Origin of the sequence: uncultured Pseudoxanthomonas sp. (assembly GCF_947498795.1) — a bacterium.
Taxonomy (GTDB): domain Bacteria; phylum Pseudomonadota; class Gammaproteobacteria; order Xanthomonadales; family Xanthomonadaceae; genus Pseudoxanthomonas_A.
This window is the reverse complement of sequence record NZ_CANMLQ010000003.1, coordinates 54246-74643: the sequence shown is the minus strand read 5'-3', so window position 1 is coordinate 74643 and position 20398 is coordinate 54246. Positions and strand designations below refer to the sequence as shown.

The window sequence follows — 20398 nt, the reverse complement described above, 5'->3', positions numbered from 1 at the left end:
GATGGACTTGTCCCGCCATTTCGTGGATCGCCCCATTCTGGCTGCGGTCCTGTCCATCATCATCTTCTTGGCGGGGTTGATCGCCATCCCATTGCTGCCCATCAGCGAGTATCCCAACGTCGTACCACCCAGCGTCCAAGTGCGCGCGGTCTTTCCGGGTGCCAACCCCCGTGAGATCGCCGACAGCGTTGCCACACCCATCGAGGAGGCCATTACCGGCACCGAGAACCTGATGTACATGAAGTCCATCGCCGGCAGCGACGGCGTCCTGGTTACCACGGTCACGTTCCGGCCGGGCACCGATCCAGACGATGCGCAAGTCCGAGTACAGAACCGCGTTGCCCAGGCTCTTGCCCGTTTGCCTGAGCCGGTGCGCCGCCAGGGCGTGGTAACGGCTAAGCAGTCGCCTGCCATCACCATGGTGGTCCATCTGATCTCCACCGACGATCAGTATGACGCGCTTTACCTGCGCAACTATGCGGTCCTTAATGTGCGCGACAGGCTGGCGAGCATTCCCGGCGTTAGCGATGCCACGTTGTTTGGCGCCGGTGACTACGCGATGCGGATATGGCTCGATCCCAATCGTCTTGCGGCCCGCGGGCTGACTGCGAGCGATGTCACCAGCGCGATCAGCGAACAGAACATCCAAGTCTCGGCCGGCCAGCTAGGCGCTCCTCCCTCGCGCAAGAAGGCGGATTTCCTGCTCTCGATCAATGCGCGCGGCAGGCTGGTTACCGAGGAGGAGTTCGGCGCCATTGTCCTGAAGAGTGGGCAGGACGGCGAGATCACGCGACTGAAAGATGTGGCCAGGATTGAATTAGGCGCGTCTGAGTACGCCCTGCGCACCCTTCTGGACAACAAGCAGGCGATGGCGGTTGCCATTTTCTCTTCCCCAGGTGCCAATGAGATCGAGGTGTCCAATCAGGTCCGGGCACGCATGGAGCAGATCGCCAAGGGATTCCCGCCGGGGCTGAAGTACGAGGTGGTGTACGACCCAACAGTCTTTGTCCGCGAATCGATCCGCTCGGTCGTCACCACGTTGCTGGAAGCTGTGGCGCTCGTTGTCCTGGTGGTGATTCTGTTCCTACAGACCTGGCGCGCCTCCATCATCCCACTGCTCGCTGTGCCCGTCTCCATCGTAGGCACCTTCGCCGTCCTGCTGTTGCTGGGCTTCTCCATCAACACGCTCACCCTGTTCGGTCTCGTGCTCGCCATCGGCATCGTGGTAGATGACGCGATCGTGGTTGTCGAGAACGTCGAGCGCAACATTGAGGAGGGGCTCGCGCCTCTGGCTGCCGCCCACAAAGCCATGGAAGAGGTCAGTGGGCCCATCGTAGCCATCGCCTTGGTGCTCTGCGCGGTCTTCGTGCCGATGGCCTTCTTGCCCGGTGTGACCGGCCAGTTCTACAAGCAGTTTGCGGTCACCATTGCGATCAGTACCGTCATCTCGGCCATCAACTCTCTGACCCTCTCGCCCGCGCTCGCCGCGCTGCTACTCAAGCCGCACGGGGCGCCCAAAGATCGCCTGACGCGATTGATTGACCTGTCTTTTGGATGGCTGTTTCGACCCTTCAACCGCTTCTTCCACACCTTTGGTGAGCGATACGAGTCGTTCGCTGGCAGCAGCATCCGACGGCGCGGCCTAGTCTTCCTGGTCTACGTGGGTTTGCTGGCCTGCACGCTGATCGTGTTTCGTGCTGTCCCTGGTGGCTTCATCCCCACCCAAGACAAGCTCTACCTCATAGGCGGAATGCGACTGCCCGAGGGCGCTTCGTTGGATCGAACCGAGGCCATGGCCCGACAGTTGGGCGAGATCGCGATGAAGACCGAGGGCGTCAGTCGCGCGGTCGGCTTTGTGGGCTTCAACTTCCTGCAGCAGACCAACACCCCAAACACCGGGGCGGTGTTCTTCATTCTCAAGCCCTTCGGGGAGCGCAAGCGGTCAGCAGCCGAGATCGCCGCCGAGCTCAACAGCAAGTTCTCCGGGCTCCAGGATGGGTTCTCATTCGCCATCATGCCCCCGCCCGTCTTTGGCTTGGGCGCAGGTTCTGGCTACTCGTTCTACATCGAGGACCGCGGTGGTGCGGGATATGGCGAGCTTCAAAGCGCGATGCAGGCGATGTCGGCCGCTATCGCGCAGCAGCCGGGATTCTATCCCCCCATCAGTTCCTATCAGGCCAACGTTCCCCAGTTGGATGCGGTGGTCGACCGGACCAAGGCCAAAGCTCAAGGCGTGGCGCTGACCGAGCTATTCACCACCATGCAGGTCTATCTCGGCTCGGCCTACATCAACGACTTCAACCGCTTCGGCCGAACCTTCCGCGTCATCGCACAAGCGGAGACGGATTTTCGCGATGAGGTTGAAGATATTGCCAACTTGCGCACACGCAATCTAGCCGGCGACATGGTGCCCATCGGCAGTGTCGTCAGTATCCAGCAGACCTATGGCCCCGACCCGGTGGTGCGCTATAACGGGTTTCCAGCAGCTGATGTCATCGGTGAGACCGATCCGCGCCAGGCGTCTTCTGCAGAGGCAATTGCGAAAATTACAGAACTAGCCCGCACGGTGTTGCCCGCGGGCATGGAGTTCGAGTGGACCGATCTGAGCTATCAGCAGGTTACCCAAGGCAATACCGCCCTGGTCGTCTTCCCACTGGCGGTCTTGTTGGTCTTCTTGGTTCTGGCTGCACTGTATGAGAGCTGGTCGCTGCCCTTGGCTATCATTCTGATCGTCCCGATCTGTCTGCTTTGCGCCCTTTTTGGCGTGTGGCTCACCGGTGGAGATAACAACGTATTCGTCCAGATCGGACTGGTCGTTCTGATCGGACTGGCCTGCAAGAACTCCATCTTGATCATCGAGTTCGCGCGCGAACTTGAACTGAAGGGCTACGGTATCGTGGAAGCAGCGCTGGAAGCCTGTCGTCTGCGACTGCGACCCATCGTGATGACGTCTATCGCCTTCTGCGCCGGCGTTGTGCCGCTGGTGATCGCCTCAGGCGCGGGTGCCGAGGTACGTCACGCCATGGGCGTCACCGTGCTGGGTGGCATGCTGGGGGTAACGGCCTTTGGGCTGCTACTGACACCGGTCTTCTACGTCACACTGCGCCTGCTCGTAACCCGCCGTCCAACGCTGGCTGCGCCCGATCCTGTCTCCGCGCCAGAGGCCACTTGATGCCTCGCACCTCTACTACCCGCATCATCAGCATTCCTCGACGTGCTTACTCGTCGTGGATGCGTCTCGGATTCGCAGAGTTAGCAGCGTTGTACTTTTGATCAGGTCGTGAGGCCTGCCGACTACGTATCGATACTGAGATACTGACCACAGCGATCACCACTGTGGTCCAGGGATGTAGTTGCTTAATCCTTGGGCAAAGGCCAAGGACGTGCTTAGCTCTTCCAGCGCAGCTGACGAAGTATCTCCACCCACAATCTTCTCGCAAGCGGATGCGAGCCTCCAATAAACCGGAGCCGCGCCGGAAATCCAATGACTCCACTCCGCGAGTTCGCCTTCTGTAGGTTCTAGTCCATCGTCAACATGTGACGAGATAGCAAAAGAGAGGTCACGAAGAGTTTCGGCGACGCTGCAGGGCTGAGGCTTGGCCGTATGAAGCCCCCCGTAGTCAGACCCTCTGACTCTTATGCTGGCTCTTAGGTGGTCTACAAGTTGCTGGCCCTTCCCTTCAGACATCAGCTCTAAGACTGTTTTCCAAGAAAGCTCATAGATGGGCGTGTTCCGAACGTGAAACGCCAGCGTCAGGTCCCTGACAGGGTATCGCCTCCGGAGAATCGCAATAGTCTTTGCCCAGAGATCTAGTCCTTGGCGTATCTTTTCGCCGTCCGGACGGGAGCGCAGCTCCTTAACGGACACGTCCAGCGACCTCGCAAGCTCCTTCTCGGTCAGCTGGGTTTGACTGCGGATGGCTTCTATCAGCTTCGCTGTCGAGTTGGTAGACTCTTGGCTCATGGGAACCTCCGGCTGCCAGTTCCACAAAAGGTTTCAACCTCGCAAGTAGATTGGGTGCCAACCTACCTTGCAGCGCAACCTTACTAGTTTCAGACTAGGCCTGAGAGCACGTGCTCGCTCATTACCGACGGTCGGTAGTGCTCAAGTGGATGCAACATCTAACTTTGGAAAGTTCCAGTCCGAATGGAACCGCGCCGCGCTGGAGGTACTGCGTGAACCGCTGGAGTCCGGCACCGTCACCGTCTCCCGGGCCGCGCGCACGGCGGAATTCCCGGCGCGCTTCCAGCTCGTCGCCGCCATGAATCCGTGTCCGTGCGGCTGGGCGGGGGATGCCAGCGGTCGTTGCCGCTGCGGGCCGGATCTCGTCCGTCGCTACCGCAGCCGCGTTTCCGGTCCGCTGCTGGACCGCATCGACCTCCACGTCCACGTCCCCCGGCTGCCGCCGCAGGACTTGCGGCCGGATGCGCCGGACGGCGAAACCACGGCCTCGGTGCAGTCCCGGGTGGTGGCAGCGCGCATTCGCCAGCACGCGCGCTGCGGCAAGCCGAATGCGCGGATGGGCCAGGCCGAGACGATGGCGCACTGCCGCCTGTCGGCGCGCGACCAGGCGCTGCTGGAGCGCGCGGTCGAACGCCTGCAGCTCTCGGCACGCAGCCTGCACCGCATCCTGCGCGTGGCGCGCACCATCGCCGACCTGGCGGAAAGCGGATCCATCGGCACCGCGCACCTGACAGAAGCCCTGGGCTATCGGGGACTGGACCGCGGCAACGCAGCATGACCTCCGGCCACGGCGATGGAAGATGGGGTGTGGTCTACTCGGGTCACACCTGTCGCCGGCGGACGTCCCGTCTGCCGCCCCTTCCTTGCCACCCTGGAGTCCGCCCATGCGCCACACCGCATTCCGCCTCACGCTGCTGGCCTCGACCGTCGCGCTCGCCCTTGCCGCACAGGCGGCGCCATCCGCCGCCGACCGCATCGCCGGTACCGAACTGATCGCGCGCGATGCCCTGTTTGGCAATCCCGAGCGCGCGAACGTGCAGATCAGCCCCGATGGCAAGTACCTCAGCTGGGTCGCCGCCGTCGATGGCGTGCTCAACGTCTGGGTCGCCCCGGCCGACAATCCGGCGCAGGCCAAGGCCGTCACCCAAGACAAGGCGCGCGGCATCCGCAGTTATTTCTGGTCATACCACCCCGACACGCTGCTGTACCTCCGCGACAGTGGCGGCGACGAGGACTTCCACCTGTATGCCGTCGACCTGAAGACGGGCCAGGCGAAGGACCTGACGCCCTTCCCGAAGACCACCGCGCAGGTGGCCGGCGTCAGCCCCAGGCATCCAGGCACGATCCTGGTCGGCATGAACGATCGCGACGCGCAGTGGCACGACCTCTACAAGGTCGACCTCGCCACCGGTACGCGCACGCTGCTGGAGAAGAACGATGCCAAGATCGCCGGCTACATCGCCGATGCCGATTACACGCTCAGGTACGCACAACGCTCGCGCCCGGACGGCGGCGCCGACGTGCTGAAGCGCGGCGCCAACGGAGCGTGGGAGAAGTTCGACGACATCCCGTTCGAAGACGTCCTGACCACCAGCCCCGGCGGCCTGACGCTGGACGGCAAGACGCTGTACTTCACCGATTCGCGCGGCCGCAATACCGCCGCGCTGTTCGCGGTGGACGTGGCCAGCGGCAAGCGCTCGCTGGTGCTGGAGGACGCACGCGCCGACGTCGGCGGCACCCTCGCGGATCCGGCGACGGGCAAGGTACAGGCGGTGTCGGTGGACTACCTGCGCGATGAGTGGAAGATCGTCGATCCCTCGATCCGCGCCGACCTGGAGAAGCTGGAAGCGATCGGCCCGGGCGATGTGTCCGTCAACACCCGCACGCTGGACGACAAGACCTGGATCGTCGCGTACTCCGCCGCCGAAGCCCCGCTGGTCTACTACCGCTACGACCGCCCGGCCGGCACGCTGACCAAGCTGTTCTCCGCACGCCCGAAGCTGGAAGGCAAGCCGCTGGTGCCGCAGTGGCCGGTGGAAATCGCCTCGCGCGACAACAAGACGCTGGTCAGCTACCTGACCCTGCCGCGCAGTGCCGATGCGAACAACGACGGCAAGGCCGATGCGCCGGTGCCGCTGGTACTGCTGGTCCACGGCGGTCCGTGGGCACGCGATTCCTACGGCTACGGCGGCTACAACCAGTGGCTGGCCAACCGCGGTTACGCGGTGCTGTCGGTCAACTTCCGTGGCTCCACCGGCTTCGGCAAGGACTTCACCAACGCCGGCAACGGCGAGTGGGCCGGCAAGATGCACGACGACCTGATCGACGCCGTGCAGTGGGCGGTCAAGCAGGGCGTGACCACCCAGGACCAGGTCGCGATCATGGGCGGTAGCTACGGCGGTTACGCCACGCTGGCCGGCCTGACGTTCACGCCGGACGCGTTCGCCTGCGGCGTGGACATCGTCGGCCCGTCCAACCTCAACACTCTGCTCAGCACCGTGCCGCCGTATTGGGCCAGCTTCTTCGAGCAGCTCGCCAAGCGCATGGGCGACCCGCGCACCGACGCCGGCAAGGCGTGGCTGACCGAACGTTCGCCGCTGACCCGTGCCGACCAGATAAAGAAGCCGCTGCTGATCGGCCAGGGCGCGAACGACCCGCGCGTGAAGCAGGCCGAGAGCGACCAGATCGTCAAGGCGATGACGGCGAAGAAGATCCCGGTGACCTACGTATTGTTCCCCGATGAAGGCCACGGCTTCGCGCGGCCGGAGAACAACAAGGCGTTCAACGCCGTGGCAGAAGGCTTCCTCGCCCAGTGCCTGGGCGGTCGTGCCGAACAGATCGGCAATGACCTGACGGGCTCCAGCATCAGCGTGCCGACCGGCGCCGATGGCGTCCTCGGCCTGTCCGAGGCGCTGAAGCGGCACACGCAGGAAGTGAAGAAGTAAGCCTGGGGCTTCCCGCCCTGCCAGAAACGAGAAACGCCGGCGCAAGCCGGCGTTTCTTCGTCTGCATCCCTGCGGGCGGCGATCAGGCCGCCTTTTCCTTTTCGTAGAACTGCTCTTCCTCGGTGGATCCCTTCAGCGCGGTGACGCTGGAGCTGCCGCCCTGGATGACGGTGGTGACGTCGTCGAAGTAACCGGCGCCGACTTCCTGCTGGTGCGAGACGAAGGTGTAGCCCTTCTCGCGTGCGGCGAACTCGGCTTCCTGCACCTGCTCGACGTAATGCTTCATGCCCTCGCCGCGCGCATAGTCGTGCGCGAACTTGAAGGTGTTGAACCAGTTAATGTGGATACCGGCCAGGGTGATGAACTGGTACTTGTAGCCCAGCGCCGACAGCTCGTCCTGGAAGCGGGCGATCTGCGCATCGTCCAGGTTCTTCTTCCAGTTGAAGCTGGGCGAGCAGTTGTACGACAGCAGCTTGCCCGGATGCCTGGCGTGCACCGCCTGGGCGAATTCGCGGGCGAAGCCGATGTCCGGCGTGCCGGTTTCGCACCACACCAGATCGGCGTACGGCGCGTAGGCGATGCCGCGGCTGATCGCCTGCTCCAGGCCGTTCTTCACCCGGTAGAAGCCTTCCGCGGTGCGCTGGCCGGTGACGAAGGGCTGGTCGTTGGCATCGAAATCCGAAGTCAGCAGGTTGGCGGCTTCGGCATCGGTGCGCGCCAGCACGATGGTTGGCACGCCCAGCACATCGGCGGCCAGGCGCGCGGCCTGCAGCTTCTGCACGGCTTCCTGCGTAGGCACCAGCACCTTGCCGCCCATGTGCCCGCACTTCTTCACCGCGGCCAGCTGGTCTTCGAAGTGCACGCCCGCGGCGCCGGCGACGATCATGTTCTTCATCAGCTCGTAGGCGTTCAGCACGCCACCGAAGCCGGCCTCGCCGTCGGCGACGATCGGCAGGAAGAAATCGATCGCATCGGCTTCGTTCGCCTTGCCGTCGCAGATGTTCTTCCACTGGATCTCGTCGGCGCGCTGGAACGTGTTGTTGATGCGGCGGACCATCGTCGGCACCGAGTCGTACGCATACAGCGACTGGTCGGGATACATGGTCTCGGAGGTGTTGCCGTCGGCGGCCACCTGCCAGCCGGACAGGTAGACGGCCTCCAGGCCGGCCTTGGCCTGCTGCATCGCCTGGCCCGCGCTGATCGCGCCGAACGCGTTGACGTAGCCCTTCCTGGCTTCGCCGTTGACGAGCTTCCACAGCCTCTCGGCGCCGCGGCGGGCCAGGGTGTATTCCGGCTGCAGGCTGCCGCGCAGGCGGACGACGTCGGCGGCGGCGTAGTCGCGCTTCACGCCGGTCCAGCGCGGATTGCTGTCCCAGTCTTTCTGGATGGCGTCGATCTGCTGTTGCTTGGTGCTCATGGCGGGCTCTCTTTCGTCGTGGGGCGTCGTGGTGGGGGTGGTCGGTCGATGCGTCAGTCGATGCGGTCGTACGCGGGCAAGGTCAGGAAGTCGGCCAGCTCGTCGGCGCGGCTCAGGTGGTCGAGCAGCGCGATGGCTTCGGAGATGCGCTCGCCACCGGGCAGCCGCGAGTGGTCGCCCAGCTTCGCGGGCAAGGCGGCCAGCGTGCGCTGCAGCAGCGCGTAATCGATCTGGGTGCCGTCGCACAGGTGCACGTCCGCGGTGTGCAGCCACTGCCAGATCTGCGTGCGCGAGATCTCGGCGGTGGCGGCGTCTTCCATCAGCCAATGGATCGGCACGCAGCCGTTGCCATCGAGCCACGCGGCCAGGTAGCGCACGCAGACTTCCACGTTGCCCTCGAAGCCGGCACGCGTGATGGTGCCGGTGGACGGACGGATCAGGTCGTCGCGCGTGACCGCCACGTCCTCGCGCTGCACGCTGCGTTGGTTCGGCTGCGGCATGTGTTCGTCGAAGATCATCTTCGCGACCGGAATCAGCGCCGGGTGCGCCACCCACGTGCCGTCGTGCCCGGCGGTGACTTCGCGCAACTTGTCGGCGCGCACGCGGGCCAGCGCCTGTTCGTTCGCGGCCTCGTCGTTGCTGATCGGGATCTGCGCCGCCATGCCACCCATCGCATGGGCGCCGCGGCGATGGCAGGTCTGGATCAGCAGTTCCGAATACGCCTTCAGGAACGGCTGCGTCATCGTCACCTGGCCGCGCTCGGGCAGCACCTTGTCGGCGTGGCGGCGGAAGGTCTTCAGGTAGGAAAAGATGTAGTCCCAGCGGCCGCAGTTCAGGCCGACGATGCGGTCGCGCAGCGCGTGCAGGATCTCGTGCATCTCGAACACGGCCGGCAGCGTCTCGATCAGCACGGTGACCTTCATCTGCCCATGCGGCAGGCCCAGTGCGGCTTCGATATGCGACAGCGCGGTTTCCCACAGCGCGGCTTCTTCCATGCTCTGCAGCTTGGGCAGGTAGAAGTACGGGCCGCGGTCGCGGGCCTGCAGCGCGCGGGCGTTGTGCCAGGCGAACACGGCGATGTCGAACAACCCACCGGCGATCGGCGCGCCATCGATCAGCACGTGCTTTTCGTCCAGGTGCCAGCCACGCGGGCGCACCAGCAGCACGGCCTGCTCGTTCTGCGGCTTCAGCGTGTAGTGCTTGCCGGCGTCGGAGGTGAAGGCCAGGTCACCCTGCACGGCGCCGACCAGCGCGCGCTGGCCGGTCAGCAGGTTCTGCCAGGTCGGCGAGGTGGAATCCTCGAAGTCGGCCATGAACACCTTCGCGCCCGAGTTCAGCGCGTTGATGACCATCTTCGGGTCGACCGGGCCGGTGATCTCCACCCGGCGGTCCTGCAGGGCGGCCGGGACCGGGGCGACGGCCCAGTCACCCTCGCGGATGCCGCGGGTGTCCTCGCGGAAATCGGGCAGGCCGCCCGCATCGAAGAAGGCCTGTCGCGACCGACGGGCCGCCAACCGGGCCTGGCGCTCCGGTTCGATCGCACGGTGCAGCGAGACGAGCAGGGCCAGCGCGCCGGGCGGCAGCAGGGCGTCCTGGCCCGCCACATTGGCGGTCAGGGCGATGCCGGGGGTGGGGCGGTCGGCGCGCGGATCGCGCGGCGGCAGAGCGAAAGCGTTGGCGGACATGGGCGTCTCCTGGCGTCTTGCTGGAGACGCACAGTGCTCCCGTGTCGAATTATTTGACAAAACAGTTTTGTCAATGCACTAAATAAGCCTGCCTTATAATTGACTAGAACGTGAGCTCTAAAGAAGCGCCAACTCCGCGATTTCCCTACAAATCCGACCGGTTGAAGCCGCTGCGCGCCTTCTGCCAGACGGTCCGTTTGGGGTCGGTGTCGCGGGCCGCGGAGGCGCTTTTCGTCAGCCAGCCCGCCATCACCCTGCAACTGCAGGCACTGGAACGGGACCTGGGAATCACCCTGTTCGAGCGCAGCGGGCGCCGGCTGACCCCCAGCCGGGAAGGCCAGGTGCTGTACGAACTGGCGCAGCCGCTGGTGGCGGGGCTGGACGGGCTGGACGCGACCTTCCGGGAAAAGGTCAGCGGGCTGGAAGCCGGCGAACTGAACGTGGCAGCCAACAGCTCGACCATCCTCTACCTGTTGCCGAAGATCGTGGAGCACTTCCGCCAGGAACACCCGGACGTGAAGCTGACCCTGCACAACGCCGCCACCGCCGACGGCACCGACCTGCTGCGCTCGGATGCCGTGGACCTGGCGGTGGGCTCCGTGCTCGATGTGCCTGCCGATCTCAGCTACGCGCCGGTCTACCGCTTCGAGCCGATGCTGATCACGCCGCCCGACCATCCGCTGGCGAAGAAGCGCGACCTGCGGCTGGAGGATCTCTCGCCCCATGGCCTGATCCTGCCGCCGAAACGGCTGATCACCTACCGGCTGGTGGACCTGGTGTTCCAGCAGGCACGCGTGCCCTACACCGTCGCGCTGGAGGTGGGCGGCTGGGAAGTGATCAAGCAGTACGTCAGCATGGGCATGGGCATTTCGATCATCGCCTCGATCTGCCTGACCGACGCCGACCGCGACCGGCTCGCCGCGCGCTCGCTGGCGCAATGGTTTCCGTCGCGCAGCTATGGTGTGGTGGTGCGCAAGGGCAAGTTCCTGTCGCCACAGGCGCGTGCCTTCATCGAACTGATCCAGCCCCACCTGTTCGAGCGTCGCGATTACGATGAGAGCGGCCATTCCGAACGCTGACGCCCTACTTCATGAGCGGCCGTTACCGACAACACGACCTTGCCCCCGGCCTGCCCCTGCTCTGCCGCTGGGACTACCTGCAGGGCGCGCACGCCACGCCCGCGCTGGTCCTGCCCGATGCCTGCGTGGACCTGCTGTGGGATGGCGCGCGCCTGAGCATCGCCGGACCGGATACGCAGGCGCAGTACGCGCATGTCGCGCCGAGTCGACGGTTGCAGGGCCTGCGATTCGCGCCGACCGCCGCCGCACGCTGGATGGGTGTTCCCTTGCATGCCCTCGCCGACCAGCGCGTGGACCTGCGCGACCTCGGCCGTCCGCGCCTGAGCGCGCTGGCCGACCGCATGGCGGAGCGCGAGGGCGATGCGATGGCCTGGCTCGCCGAGCGGATCCTGGTCGACACGCCGCTCCGCGACCGCGCGATGCAGGCCGTGCATGCGCGACTCTCTTGCCCGCAGCCCGACTCGGTCGCCCAGCTCGCGCGCGATCTCGGCCTCACCGAACGCACCCTGCTGCGACGGTGCGACGAGGCGTTCGGCTACGGACCGAAGCTGCTGGCGCGCATCCTGCGGCTGCAACGCTTCCTGCAGCATCGGCACCGCCACGCCAACCTGCTGGACGCCGCGCTCGACGCGGGCTACTACGACGCCCCACAGCTGGCGGGCGATGCGCGCCGGCTCACCGGCCTCACGCCCACCCAATTGCTCGCAGAGGTCGCGGGCTGACTGTCCGATTTCGCCAAGACAGGGCGCACCGACTCGGCCAGACTGACGGCCTCCTCCACGGACACCCGCCATGAGCACCGCCGACCAGCACCACCGCATCGACTACATCGAGTTCAACGTCGCCTCCATCGCCGCCTCGAAAGCGTTCTACGGCGATGCGTTCGGCTGGACGTTCCAGGACTACGGCCCGGACTATTGCGAGTTCCGCGATGGTCGGCTGACCGGTGGATTCACCCACGACGCGCCTCAGCCGGGCGGCGCGCTGGTCGTGCTGTATTCGACGGCGCTGGAAGACAGCCTGGCGAAGGTCCAGGCCGCCGGCGGGCGCATCACGAAGCCGATCTTCGCCTTCCCCGGCGGACGACGCTTCCAGTTCACCGATCCCGACGGCTACGAACTGGCCGTGTGGTCGGCGACCTGAGTCAACGTGTCTCGTAGCGCGCCAGCAGTGCGCGGTGGCTGGCCCGCCACTGCGCGAGCTCGACGGGCGAATCCTCGAACGTGCCGTCGATGAAGGCCAGCGACAGCGATTCGGTGGCCCGCTTCACGTCCTCGCTGACCTCGCGCGAATCGAAATAACGGTGATCGGTGAACACGTTGTGGGTGCCATGCCGGTAGACCGCCAGCACCTTGTGCGCGCCGCCGATCGCGTCGAACACCTTGAGCCGGTCGTCCACGCCCGACCCGAAGCCGGGAATGCGGATGATGTCGTCGGCCGTGGTGACGTGCAGCGTGGGGACGGTGATGCCCGACAGGATCGGGCGGAAATCCTGGTCGCCATAGAACGGCGGCGCGGAGATCACGATCGCCGCACGGATGCGCGGATCGCGTAGCTGGATCGTCTGCCCATGGCGCACCACCCGCGCGCCGGCGGACATCAGCGTGGTGTTGGCGCCGTATGAATGCCCGGCCGCGATGATGCGCGCGGGATCGATGCTCGCTCCCCATTCGCCCGCGAGCACGCGATCGAGGGCGAAGCGCTGGTCGCGGACGCGATCGATGGCTTCGGCGTCGCCCGCCGCGTGCTGGAAGCGGGATACCAGCGTGAAGGGATTGCCTTCCCACAGCGTGCGGTCGCTGCCGACATGCTGCACGTGGAGGCTGGCGATGCCGTGCTTCGCCCAGTAGCGCCCCAGGTAGGTGTAACCGTCGCGCGCGCTGCCGATGCCATGCGAAAACACCACCAGCGGCACCTTGCCGCGGCCTGCGTTGTCGGGCCAGAACAGCTTCACAGGCACCGCGCGTCCGCGCACGGGATCCACCCAGTCCAGGTCCTGTACGCGATAGCCCGCGCGCTGCTCAACATGATCGCCCGCCCGCACGGGCGCATGCGACGAGGCGACGAGCATCGGCGCCAGCAACAGCAGGGACAGCAGTACCGCCAGCCGATGGCGGCGGAACAGGGAGAACACGTTCATCGGCAACACATCCAGTACAGGGACAGCGCACGCGGCGTGCACCCGCATGCGACAGGGACAGAACGCCGACCTCGCGGCGCGTTACTTCTTCTTCGGGCGGCCCGCCTTCACCGGCGCCAGCGCGTCCAGGGCCTTCGCCAGCGCCTGCGGCGACAGTGCGGACAGGGCCTGCAGGCCCGCGCGCAGCAACTCGCTCTTCTTCGCCGGCCGCTGCATCTGCAGCGCACGCTGCTTGAGCACGGCCACCAGGGCGAAGTCGTCCGCCGGCATCGTGAAGCTGTCGCGCACCAGCTTGGCCGGCGGCGCCTGCGCCGCCATGCCGGCGTCGCGCGTCTTGCGGGACTTGACCATGGCTCACCCGTAAATCGTATAAACGATTTATACCTTTTTATCCCCGCCCTGCCAAGCCCGGCGTCTGCCGACGAGCGGCAGGCATTCAGGCGGGACGGCACGCAGCGGGGGTGGCATGCGGACCTAGACTGTCGGTGTTCCACCGCCACGGCATGCCATGCCTCCTCGAACCGCCTCCCCGCGCACGGGTGAACGCGCCGCCTTGCTGGCGGTCGCGGAGGCCCGCGCCCTTGCCGCCGCGCTGGCCATCGCGCCGGTCGATCCGTCGGGCGTGCACGAAGCGCGCAAGGCCATCCGTCGCCTGCGCTCGTTGCTCGCGCTCGCGCGGCGTGCGCTGGGCAAGGACGCGATCGATCCGATCGATGTCGAACTCCGCGCGCTGGCCAAGGGCCTGTCCGCCCTGCGTGACGCGCAGGTCGTGCAGGACACCGCACGGGCATGCGCGCGCGACGCGGAGGGCAAGGCCGAGGCACATAGCTGGAAGGCACTGTTGCCGCTGCTGGCCGAACGCCAGCAGCACGTCCTTGCCGCGGCACTGCGCGACGATCCCGGTTTCATGCAGCGCCAGGCGCAGGCGCATCGCCACGCCGACCGGCTGCGGGTGTTGCCGTGGCACCAGCTGAGTGCCGCCGACCTGCGCCGTGCCGTGCTTCGCTCGATGCGACGGCAGGCGAACGCGCAGGCGGCGGCGCTGGCATCGGGCAGGCTGGAGCATCTGCATGCCTGGCGGCGACGGTCACGCCGGTTGCGGATGCAGCTGTCGGCCCTGCGCAAACTGCGGGTCCACGCGCAGCCGGGGCGAGCCGATGCCGCGACCCTGCGGCACGTCGCCCAACTGGTCGACCAGCTGGGCGTGCTGCAGGACTTGGCATTGCTGCAGCAGGCGCTGGACGAACTTGCGCGGAGGCAGGTACCGACGACGCCGGCCGCGCTGCGGCGTCCGAAACCCTTGCCCATCCATCCCCTTGGCTAAACGCATTTACCCGCTTTCGACGCGCGCATTCACGTCAAGTACGCCCCGGCAGGGCCGATAGTGACCCATACGGTCTCTCCCGACGGCGCACGGACCGCCGCGCACCGTGGGAAGGCCAGAAGATCCGGTGTTCCGGCAACGGGACGGTTTGGCACAAAGCCTGCTTCTCCCGGGAACAGGCCGGGACCTACCGCCCTCCCTTCACGCAGGATCAAGGCCCGCTGGTGGATTCCACCCTTGCCCCTCGCGGCGCCGCTCCGGCGACGCCCGCACCGCCCCCCCGCCGAGGCGGCCTGCCGCCGCTGGTATGGGCGACGGCTGTGCTGTTGCTGGGCATCGCGTGCACGTCGATCGTGGCCCACCGGGAATGGGACGACCTGCAGCAGCGGGCGGAGGACGACCGCCGGGCGCTGGCCGATGCCGGGGTCTCGCAACTGCGCGTACCGCTGGAGCAGGCGGCGTCGATGCTGCGCGCCATGCAGACCGTGTACCTGGCCAACGACCAGATGGACCAGGCACGTTTCAGCCAGTACCACGCCAGCCTGCGCAGCCCGCTCGCACCCAGCGCCTACACCTCGGTGGCGTTCGCACGCCGCTCGCCCGCCGACCAGCCGCTGGCTGACCAGGTCTCGTACCGCTACGAATTCGTTGCTCCGTACCAGCCGAACACGTCGTTGATCGGCTTCGACATGGTCACGCAGAAAGCCAACCTGGCCGCCCTGTTGCGCGCGCGCGACACCGACACGGTAGTGATCTCGGCGCCGTTCCCGCTGCGCCAGACCACGCCGGCGGGCCAGAACCCGCTCGGCGTGACGCTGCGCCTGCCCGTGTACTCCGACGGCCCGACGCCGACCACGCCCAACCAGCGGCGTGCGCGCGAAATCGGCGCGCTGGCCATCGGCATCCGGCTGCAGCCGCTGGTGGAAACCGCGATGGCCGGCTCGGTCCTGGACGGCTTCCGCGTGCGCCTCTACGACGCCACCGCGGATGCGCATCCGTTCTACGACTCCGCCACGCCCATCGCCACCGGCCTGCCCGCGCAGGTACGGCGCATGGATTTCGGTGGCCGCCAGTGGCGGCTCGAACTGCAGCCGCGCCCGCAACCCCTCGACGCCGGCCGCCTGCAGGCCATCCTGGCCGGCGGCGGCGTGATCAGCCTGCTGCTGGCGGCGCTGGCGTGGTCGCTGGCCACCACGCGGCGGCGCGCGGTCGCGCTGGGCGAACAGATGAGCCGGCGCTACCGCGAGAGCGAACTGCGCTTCCGCGCGCTCAACGAACTGCTGCCGGCGCTGGTGCTGCTGGCCGACGTGCGCGATGGCCGCATCGTCTACGCCAACCAGGCGGCGCGGATGCGCTTGGGAGATCCCACCGGCCTGCCGCTGTCGGCGCTGTTCTCCGATCCGCAGCTGCAGGCGCGCGCGCGCGATGCCGCGGCCATCGGCAACGACTGGGGCAACCTGGAAGCGGTACTGCTGAGCCCCGGCGGCGGCGCCTTCTGGGCCAGCGCCTCCATCGCGCAGGTCGACATGGACGGCGAGGCGCACCTGCTGATGGTCGCCACCGACATTTCGGAGCAGCGCGAACTGACCGAACGCCTGAGCTACCAGGCTACCCACGATGCGTTGACCGAACTGTGCAACCGCCGCGAGTTCGAGCGCCGCATCGAGGAGGCCCTGAACGAACGCAAGGGTCGCGCGGCGTGCGACCCGTGCGCGCTGCTGTACATCGACCTGGACCAGTTCAAGCTGATCAACGATGTCTCCGGACACATGGCAGGCGACCAGCTGCTCGCGCAGCTCGCGCTGGCGATGCGCCAGCAGCTGCGCGGCGGCGATGTGCTGGCGCGGCTGGGCGGCGATGAATTCGGCCTGATGGCGTTCCACGTGGACGCGGAGGGCGCGCGCGCACTCGCCGAACGCCTGCGCGAATGCATCGAAGCGCTGATGTTCGTCTGGCAGGACCGCACCTACACGGTCAGCGCCAGCATCGGCGTGGTGGCGATCGACCAGCAGGAACCGACCCTGAAGGACCTGCTGGCCTGGGCCGACACGGCGTGCTACCTGGCGAAGGAGAACGGCCGCAACCGCGTGCACCTGTACCGCGAGGACAACGAGACCACGCGCCGCCAGGGCGAAATGGAATGGGCCAACCGCCTGAGATGGGCGGTGGAACAGGACCGCCTGCTGCTCGACTACCAGGAGATCGTGCCGCTCGACGGCCGCGACACCGCGCCCAGCATCGAACTGCTGCTCAGGCTGCGCGACGAGGACGGCGGCGTGGTGCTGCCCGGCGCGTTCCTTCCCGCCGCCGAACGCTACGGGCTGATGCCGGCCATCGACCGCTGGGTGATCCGCAACGCGCTTGCGCATTTCGGCGAGCTGCACCATTCGGGCATGCGGCTGGGCACGTGCGCGATCAACCTGTCCGGCGCCAGCATCGAGGACGAGGGGCTGGCCGACTTCATCCTGGCGCGCATCACCGAATTCGCGGTGCCGGCCCAGGCCCTGTGCTTCGAGATCACCGAGACGGTCGCCGTGCGCAACCTGCTGAAGGTCGTCGCGGTGATCGAACGCCTGCGCCGCGCCGGCTGCCGCATCGCCCTGGACGACTTCGGCGCCGGCATGTCCTCGTTCGGCTACCTGAAGAACTTGCCCGCCGACCTCATCAAGATCGACGGCAGCTTCATCCGCGATCTCGAAACCGACCCGATGAGCCGCACCATCGTCAGCGCCATCGCGCAGATCGGCCACCAGCGGGGCTTGAAGGTCGTGGCCGAGTGGGTCGCCAGCCCGAAGATCGGCGACGCGCTGCGCTCGCTCGGCGTGGACTACGGCCAAGGCTACGCCCTGCACCGTCCCGAACGCGTGCTGTTCCAGCGCGAAGAGCCGCCGCCGCGGCGCCTGGCGGTGGTGCGCTGACCTACCGCACCGCCTGCTCCGCGGGCGTGTCGATGGCCCGCGGCCGCACGTGCTCCAGCAGGCTCACCAGCGTCTTGCCCGGCTCCTCCCACGGAATCATGTGGGCGGCGTGCTCGAACCACACGCCCTGCTTGTAGGGCGCACGCACCTGGGCCAACCAGGCGGCGGTAGGCGCCGAGGGCGTGGTGTAGTCGTGCCGGCCCATGAACATCACCACCGGGATGGGGAAGTCCACCACGCCGGTGAAGTCGACCTGCAGGAATTCGTCCAGCAACCGGCCCAGCGTGAACACGCTGCCCGCATTGATCGCGCAGCGCGCCGCATCGTCGTAGTCCGGCGACAGGCGCGGGCCCTGGAAGTAATAGGCCGAATCGTCGCGATAGGCGCTCAGGCCGCCGTAGAACTGCGGCCACTTGCGCGCGATCACGATGCGCTCGCGGGTGATCGGCTGGTCGCCGGGATACGGCGCGATCGATTCCATCTCGCGCACCGCGTCGGCATTGCCGCGCTCGCGCGCCATGCGCAGGCCGTAGTCGAAGCTGACCTGCTCGTTGGTCCGAACGTTGATCACCTGGCCGATGCCGACGTAGGCATGGAACAGATCGGGACGCTGCAGCGCCGCGTGCATGGCCACCACCGTGCCCCAGCTGTGCGCCATCAGCACCAGCTTGCGCTTGTGGTAGCGGCCGCGCAGGTGCTCGGCCAGCGCGATCGCGTCGTCCACGTAGCGCTGCACGTGCAGCGTGTCCGCGACGGCGTCCTGGGGATTCAGGGTCAGCGTCCTGCCTGCGCCGCGCTGGTCGTAGTTGACGACCGTGAAGTACTCCTCCAGGGGACGCTGGAACTGCCACAACGTGGGAATGACCGGCGATGCCGGGCCGCCATGCACGAACAGGATCATCGGATTGCCGCGGTCCTGGCCGCGTACGTTCACCCATTGCCGGACGCCGCCGATGTCCACCGCGTAGTCCTCCTGCACGCCGGTGGGAGCGACGATGCGCCCCAGGTCCCCGATGATCTCGCGCGCGGGCGCATAGGCGGACCGGTCGGGGCACGCCGGCTGGGCGGCGGCCGTCGTCGGCGATGCAAGCGTGGCGGCGAACAACAGGGATGCGAACGCGATGGCGCGCATGGGCGTTCCTCTCGGCAGGGCAGTCGGCCGCATTGTCGACGACGTTCCGTCCGCCTGCCCCGGGTCGATGGTCGTGGCGCATGCGTCGTCGGTCACGCTTCCACATCCAGGACCGATGCTTGCGCGACGCCTCGGTCCACGCTCGCGGCGGATGCGTGCGGGCCGCGGCTTGGGTTCTAATGCGGCAGGGAGATACGCGAGAGGCAGGATGAAAGCAGGGATCGTGGCGGCCTGCCTGACGGTCGCGAGCCAGGGCGCGTGGGCACAGAGCACGACGCCGGGCGCCGCGCACGACATGTACCACCAGGAACCCCCTGCCGCGCCCTCGCTTGGCAAGGCTGGTCCTGCGCTGCGCGACAAACGCAAGCAGGGCGTATCGCCGTCCTACGAGCGGCAATGGCGGGACGCCCTGGCGCTTGGCGAGCAGGGCGACGCCGCCGAGGCGGACCGCACACTCGCGCAGGCGATGGCGCACCGCGAGTTCGCGACGCTGCCGCTCGCCGACCAGCGCATGACGTGGTCGCGCGCGGCGTGGATGGCGACACGCCTGGGCGACCATGTGCGTGCACGCCGCTGGGCCACGCGAGCCGTCGAGGCCGGATCCGACGATCCCGACGACATCTACCTGCTCGCGCAGCTGGACGAACGCGAGGGTGCGCATGACGCGGCCGCGCGCCACGTTCGCGATCTGGCGATGCGCTGGCCGCGCATGGTCGACCACCTCGACACCGCGTTCGTGCTGCGCGTGGCCCGGCAGGCGCCGCCCGCATCGGCGACCCGGCTGCAGGTGATGGAGGCCTTGATGCAGGCCGGCTGGGACGGTGCGGGGCTGGGGGTCGGCGACCTGTGGTACCAGCTCGCCCTGCTCTACCAGGCCCGCGGCGACCACGCCGGCGTCCGTCGTGCGGTCAGCTTGACCACCTCGCCCGAGGCGCTGGTGAAATTCCGCGTGGACCGGCGCTTCGATGGCATCGTCGACCGCGACAGCGGAGCACTCGACATCGCGGAAGCCGCACGCCGGCGCGTGGCATCCCTGCGCGTGCTGGCCGACAGGCGCCCTCGAAGCCTCGAGACCCGCATGGAACTCGGCTACGCGCTGCTGGCGACGGGCCAGCACGCGGAGGTGGTCACGCTGGCGAACGAGACGCTCGCCGCGCTGTCGGCGGCATCGGCGGATGCGCCGGCGTTCGACGATCCCGAGGTCGCCGCGTGGATCGTCAACCACCGCGCGGTCGCGCAGCGGAGGCTGGGCAAGCTGTACGACGCGCAGGCCGACCTGTTCCGCGGCACGCTGATGGACGAATCGGGCGGCGCCAACGTCAGCCAGGTGCTCAACCTGGGCCAGTTCCTGTGCCAGCGCGGGCGCCCTGAGGAAGCGCTCGCTGCCATCGGCCGGGTCGGCGACATGAGCGGTTACGGCCGCATGGTGCAGGTCTCCATCGAACACTGCGCCGCTGTCCAGCAGCAGGATGCCGCCTCTGCACGGCGCGCGCTCGACTACCTGCGCGACCACCGCGACGACGCCCTGGAGCTCTGGATCTGGGCCCTGGTCGAAGCCGGTCGCATGGACGACGCAGCCGACGCCCTCATCGCGGCCCTGGCCGATCCGGCAACGCGTGGCGACCTGCTCGCGGCCGTGCAGGAATGGCGGGAGCCGGCCCCGCTGCCTGCCTTCGTGCCCGTGCAGGCGCGCTGGCGTGCACTGATGGCGCGCGACGAGGTCCGTCGCGCCGTGGACGCCGTCGGCCGCATCGAACGCCAGCCGATCTTCGCCATCGGCGGCCTCTGACCGGA

At 67.2% G+C, this 20398-nt stretch carries 14 protein-coding genes and 1 pseudogene; 9 read left to right on the top strand and 6 right to left on the bottom strand.

What is annotated here, in order from left to right:
- Position 1: 1 nt before the first annotated feature.
- The gene (locus Q0907_RS09790; RefSeq protein ID WP_299344020.1) at positions 2–3172 is read left to right on the top strand and encodes a multidrug efflux RND transporter permease subunit; all 3171 of its coding nucleotides are present in this window, start codon (positions 2–4) and stop codon (positions 3170–3172) included.
- A 156-nt stretch (positions 3173–3328) separates the two neighbouring features.
- On the opposite strand, the gene Q0907_RS09785 is transcribed toward Q0907_RS09790, so the two are convergent.
- Complete coding sequence (locus tag Q0907_RS09785; protein ID WP_299344017.1) at positions 3329–3964, bottom strand: hypothetical protein; 636 nt, start codon at positions 3962–3964, stop codon at positions 3329–3331.
- Positions 3965–4145: 181 nt separating this feature from the next.
- On the opposite strand from Q0907_RS09785, the pseudogene Q0907_RS09780 reads away from it, so the two are divergent.
- Together Q0907_RS09780 and Q0907_RS09775 are read left to right on the top strand one after the other, a co-directional pair.
- Positions 4146–4742, top strand: a pseudogene (locus Q0907_RS09780) (ATP-binding protein); the annotation flags it as partial.
- 106 nt (positions 4743–4848) lie between these two features.
- Entirely contained in the window at positions 4849–6909 is a 2061-nt protein-coding gene (locus Q0907_RS09775) for a S9 family peptidase (RefSeq protein WP_299344015.1), read from the top strand.
- An 82-nt stretch (positions 6910–6991) separates the two neighbouring features.
- Here Q0907_RS09775 and aceA read toward each other — a convergent pair whose 3' ends face one another.
- Together aceA and aceB are read right to left on the bottom strand one after the other, a co-directional pair.
- Positions 6992–8326 carry an isocitrate lyase gene (aceA, locus tag Q0907_RS09770; protein ID WP_299344012.1) on the bottom strand — a complete coding sequence of 445 codons (1335 nt, stop codon included), beginning with the start codon at positions 8324–8326 and terminating at the stop codon, positions 6992–6994.
- A 53-nt stretch (positions 8327–8379) separates the two neighbouring features.
- Positions 8380–10011 (bottom strand): malate synthase A, encoded by a 1632-nt coding sequence (gene aceB, locus Q0907_RS09765; RefSeq protein WP_299344009.1) that lies wholly within the window; start codon positions 10009–10011, stop codon positions 8380–8382.
- 110 nt (positions 10012–10121) lie between these two features.
- On the opposite strand from aceB, the gene Q0907_RS09760 reads away from it, so the two are divergent.
- The 3 genes from Q0907_RS09760 to Q0907_RS09750 all read left to right on the top strand — a co-directional run bounded on the left by Q0907_RS09760 (position 10122) and on the right by Q0907_RS09750 (position 12233).
- Positions 10122–11090, top strand: coding sequence for a LysR family transcriptional regulator (locus tag Q0907_RS09760; protein WP_296281039.1), 969 nt, complete (start codon positions 10122–10124; stop codon positions 11088–11090).
- 11 nt (positions 11091–11101) lie between these two features.
- Positions 11102–11812 (top strand): helix-turn-helix domain-containing protein, encoded by a 711-nt coding sequence (locus Q0907_RS09755; protein ID WP_299344007.1) that lies wholly within the window; start codon positions 11102–11104, stop codon positions 11810–11812.
- Between the two features lie 70 nt (positions 11813–11882).
- Entirely contained in the window at positions 11883–12233 is a 351-nt protein-coding gene (locus Q0907_RS09750; protein ID WP_299344004.1) for a VOC family protein, read from the top strand.
- A gap of 1 nt (position 12234) precedes the next feature.
- Here Q0907_RS09750 and Q0907_RS09745 read toward each other — a convergent pair whose 3' ends face one another.
- Positions 12235–13230 carry a hypothetical protein gene (locus Q0907_RS09745; protein WP_299344002.1) on the bottom strand — a complete coding sequence of 332 codons (996 nt, stop codon included), beginning with the start codon at positions 13228–13230 and terminating at the stop codon, positions 12235–12237.
- Positions 13231–13311: 81 nt separating this feature from the next.
- Positions 13312–13581 (bottom strand): hypothetical protein, encoded by a 270-nt coding sequence (locus Q0907_RS09740; protein WP_296281031.1) that lies wholly within the window; start codon positions 13579–13581, stop codon positions 13312–13314.
- A 157-nt stretch (positions 13582–13738) separates the two neighbouring features.
- Between Q0907_RS09740 and Q0907_RS09735 the strand changes: the two genes are divergently transcribed.
- Together Q0907_RS09735 and Q0907_RS09730 are read left to right on the top strand one after the other, a co-directional pair.
- Complete coding sequence (locus Q0907_RS09735; protein ID WP_299344000.1) at positions 13739–14554, top strand: CHAD domain-containing protein; 816 nt, start codon at positions 13739–13741, stop codon at positions 14552–14554.
- 224 nt (positions 14555–14778) lie between these two features.
- Positions 14779–17472: an EAL domain-containing protein gene (locus Q0907_RS09730; protein WP_299343998.1), complete on the top strand. Its 2694-nt coding sequence runs from the start codon at positions 14779–14781 to the stop codon at positions 17470–17472.
- Position 17473: 1 nt separating this feature from the next.
- On the opposite strand, the gene Q0907_RS09725 is transcribed toward Q0907_RS09730, so the two are convergent.
- A complete protein-coding gene (locus Q0907_RS09725) occupies positions 17474–18604 on the bottom strand; it encodes an alpha/beta hydrolase (protein ID WP_296281027.1) in 1131 nt (376 codons plus the stop codon).
- A gap of 208 nt (positions 18605–18812) precedes the next feature.
- Between Q0907_RS09725 and Q0907_RS09720 the strand changes: the two genes are divergently transcribed.
- A complete protein-coding gene (locus Q0907_RS09720) occupies positions 18813–20393 on the top strand; it encodes a hypothetical protein (protein ID WP_299343995.1) in 1581 nt (526 codons plus the stop codon).
- Positions 20394–20398 lie beyond the last annotated feature (5 nt).

What these genes read in the sequence shown, in the direction of transcription:
- Q0907_RS09720 (WP_299343995.1), top strand. Translation starts at nt 18,813, where the DNA reads ATGAAAGCAGGGATCGTGGCGGCCTGCCTGACGGTCGCGAGCCAGGGC.
- Q0907_RS09725 (WP_296281027.1), bottom strand. Translation starts at nt 18,604, where the DNA reads ATGCGCGCCATCGCGTTCGCATCCCTGTTGTTCGCCGCCACGCTTGCA.
- aceA (WP_299344012.1), bottom strand. Translation starts at nt 8,326, where the DNA reads ATGAGCACCAAGCAACAGCAGATCGACGCCATCCAGAAAGACTGGGAC.
- Q0907_RS09735 (WP_299344000.1), top strand. Translation starts at nt 13,739, where the DNA reads ATGCCTCCTCGAACCGCCTCCCCGCGCACGGGTGAACGCGCCGCCTTG.
- aceB (WP_299344009.1), bottom strand. Translation starts at nt 10,011, where the DNA reads ATGTCCGCCAACGCTTTCGCTCTGCCGCCGCGCGATCCGCGCGCCGAC.
- Q0907_RS09790 (WP_299344020.1), top strand. Translation starts at nt 2, where the DNA reads ATGGACTTGTCCCGCCATTTCGTGGATCGCCCCATTCTGGCTGCGGTC.
- Q0907_RS09755 (WP_299344007.1), top strand. Translation starts at nt 11,102, where the DNA reads ATGAGCGGCCGTTACCGACAACACGACCTTGCCCCCGGCCTGCCCCTG.
- Q0907_RS09745 (WP_299344002.1), bottom strand. Translation starts at nt 13,230, where the DNA reads ATGAACGTGTTCTCCCTGTTCCGCCGCCATCGGCTGGCGGTACTGCTG.
- Q0907_RS09740 (WP_296281031.1), bottom strand. Translation starts at nt 13,581, where the DNA reads ATGGTCAAGTCCCGCAAGACGCGCGACGCCGGCATGGCGGCGCAGGCG.
- Q0907_RS09750 (WP_299344004.1), top strand. Translation starts at nt 11,883, where the DNA reads ATGAGCACCGCCGACCAGCACCACCGCATCGACTACATCGAGTTCAAC.
- Q0907_RS09775 (WP_299344015.1), top strand. Translation starts at nt 4,849, where the DNA reads ATGCGCCACACCGCATTCCGCCTCACGCTGCTGGCCTCGACCGTCGCG.
- Q0907_RS09785 (WP_299344017.1), bottom strand. Translation starts at nt 3,964, where the DNA reads ATGAGCCAAGAGTCTACCAACTCGACAGCGAAGCTGATAGAAGCCATC.